Here is a 2,085-nt window from a genome sequence, read left to right on the forward strand (position 1 = left end):
TAGCATTAAATCAAAGTTAAGCGATTTTGATTAAAGGCCATGATACATTGGCAGAATGCTTATTGCCTTGAACTCAGAGAATACTAAAGATTCCCACTATTTATAGCTGGAATCTGGATGTCTGGATCCGTCGATCGGAAAAAGGTATGCAAAGTGGCAGTAGAAACCCCGGTAACCATACTAATTATATGGTTACTGGGCATCCAAATAATGGCTTGCAGGATTTAGGTTGCACATTATTCTGGTCATGTTTTGGCAGGTCCAGAACAATTTCAGATCTTCGTGGATTATTTTATAAGTGAGGGATTAAACCCTGCAGCACCGATGGTGATTCTAGCGGGTGTAATTGAGATTGCTGTAAGTATTGGCTTGGTATTTGGGTTGATGACACGGATTGCTGCTGTTGGAGGTGTTGCCTACTTGTTTTTCGCAACGCTTTGGGGGCATCATTTTTCAGCTGGTTACGTTTGGGTGTTGCCTAATGGTGGTTGGGAATTTTCGGCAATCTGGATGGCTGTTATTTTCGCATTTGCACTTACTGGCGGTAGCAAAATATCAGTTGATACGTTGATGCAAAAAATAGTACCTAAAGGGATCCAATGGGCCTTTCGATAAAGGCCGTTTGTGTAACAAAATATTGTGGCTCTTAACGTAGGTAAAATTTTTAAACTCACAAATGTATTACAAATAAGATTTTAGGAGTAATGAATTATGAAAATTACAAAATATTTATACGGCCTTATGATAGTGATAACTAGCTTAAATATAAGTATTGCCTTTGCTGACAATAAAGAGAAACAAGCTGAGTCAATGATAAAAGACAAGGTGATTAAGCTAGGTGTGACAGATCTTTCTTTTCATCGTGCAACGGGAGCGGTAGTTGCCAATATATTAGAAAGAATGGGGTATATCGTTATTCGGAGTTTTGATCCACATAAGGAAAACTTTGCCCGTTTGCGATCAGGTGAAATTGACATGATTGCTTCCGCATGGCTACCATCCAGTCATGGCGTATATAAAAAGGGTGTTGAAGGAGCAACACCTACGCGAGAACTAGGCTTGCACTATGAGCCTTATGCCCTGTGGGGAGTGCCGGATTACGTGCCCGAGGCGGAAGTTTCAACGATTAGCGATCTGTTAAAGCCAGCCGTTAAAGAAAAAATGACGCCAACTATTCAGGGGATTGGAGCAGGTGCAGGGATTACACGTTTCTCCATCAAGATGATGGATGAGTATAGGTTGAAAGGTGCCGGTTATACGTTCTTAACAGGAACACAAGAACAATGTATTGATGCCTTTGAACAAGCAGTCGCAGAAAAACGATGGGTAGTTGTGCCACTTTGGCACCCTCAATTTTTACATAATAAATACAATATTCGAGAATTGACAGATCCCAAGGGATTATTGTGCGGAAAAGATAGGGCGGTACTACTCGCACGGCAGGATCGATTGGAGCAACTTTTTTCTGAACAGGAGATCCAACAATTGGATAGCATAAAATTATCCAATGAAATCATTGCCGAACTGGATTATGCGATAAACCGTGAAAATAAGACAGAAGATGAAGCTGCGGAAGCATGGTTAAATTCAAATCAGGAGAAAATGGGGTGGATAATTGATAAGGTCTATTCATTACCAGAACCAAAACAAATAACAATTGATAAAAGCTTACGTTCGAATCAAGTGGAAGAGATGAAATTAGCAGCCCAAAATTATGCTGCCTTTTGGGATACTGGTGAAGCCGTCTATGCAAAGAAGGCATTGGCAGAAGATTTTATCGATCTTAATTTGCCAGAAGGGCGAAAGCAAGCCCCACAAGGGCCACTAGCACGGCGAAACCGTTCTAAACCTCTTGACTTCGGCATTAATGTATGAGTTTTCTGGAGTTGGCTGTCATTCTCAGGTAATCAAATACTCGTCGCACATTGCGAGCTAGCTTTTTAGTTATTGAAGAAACGCTCTCTTTGCTAATGGATTTAATTAATCCAATGGCAAATCTTCGTAGGCAAGTTATATTTTCAGGGCCATGGCCTGTGCTTATAGTACAGCGATCTTCATTCCAGTTCCAGTCGAGTATATAGTGAT

General features: G+C 40.8%; 2 protein-coding genes and 2 pseudogenes. 3 read left to right on the top strand and 1 reads right to left on the bottom strand.

What is annotated here, in order from left to right:
* Positions 1-146: 146 nt before the first annotated feature.
* From BTHERMOSOX_RS10610 to BTHERMOSOX_RS11865, 3 genes and pseudogenes are all read left to right on the top strand, one after another.
* Positions 147-302, top strand: a complete 156-nt coding sequence (locus BTHERMOSOX_RS10610) for a hypothetical protein (RefSeq protein ID WP_212744658.1) — start codon at positions 147-149, stop codon at positions 300-302.
* A 22-nt stretch (positions 303-324) separates the two neighbouring features.
* Positions 325-615 carry a DoxX family protein gene (locus BTHERMOSOX_RS10615; protein WP_212744659.1) on the top strand — a complete coding sequence of 97 codons (291 nt, stop codon included), beginning with the start codon at positions 325-327 and terminating at the stop codon, positions 613-615.
* A 195-nt stretch (positions 616-810) separates the two neighbouring features.
* Positions 811-1,584 (top strand): annotated as a pseudogene (locus BTHERMOSOX_RS11865) (glycine betaine ABC transporter substrate-binding protein); the annotation flags it as partial.
* Positions 1,585-1,864: 280 nt separating this feature from the next.
* Here the strand turns inward: BTHERMOSOX_RS11865 and BTHERMOSOX_RS10625 are convergent.
* Positions 1,865-2,085, bottom strand: a pseudogene (locus BTHERMOSOX_RS10625) (ISAs1 family transposase); the annotation flags it as partial.

The organism is Bathymodiolus heckerae thiotrophic gill symbiont, assembly GCF_900128515.1.
GTDB lineage: Bacteria > Pseudomonadota > Gammaproteobacteria > PS1 > Pseudothioglobaceae > Thioglobus_A.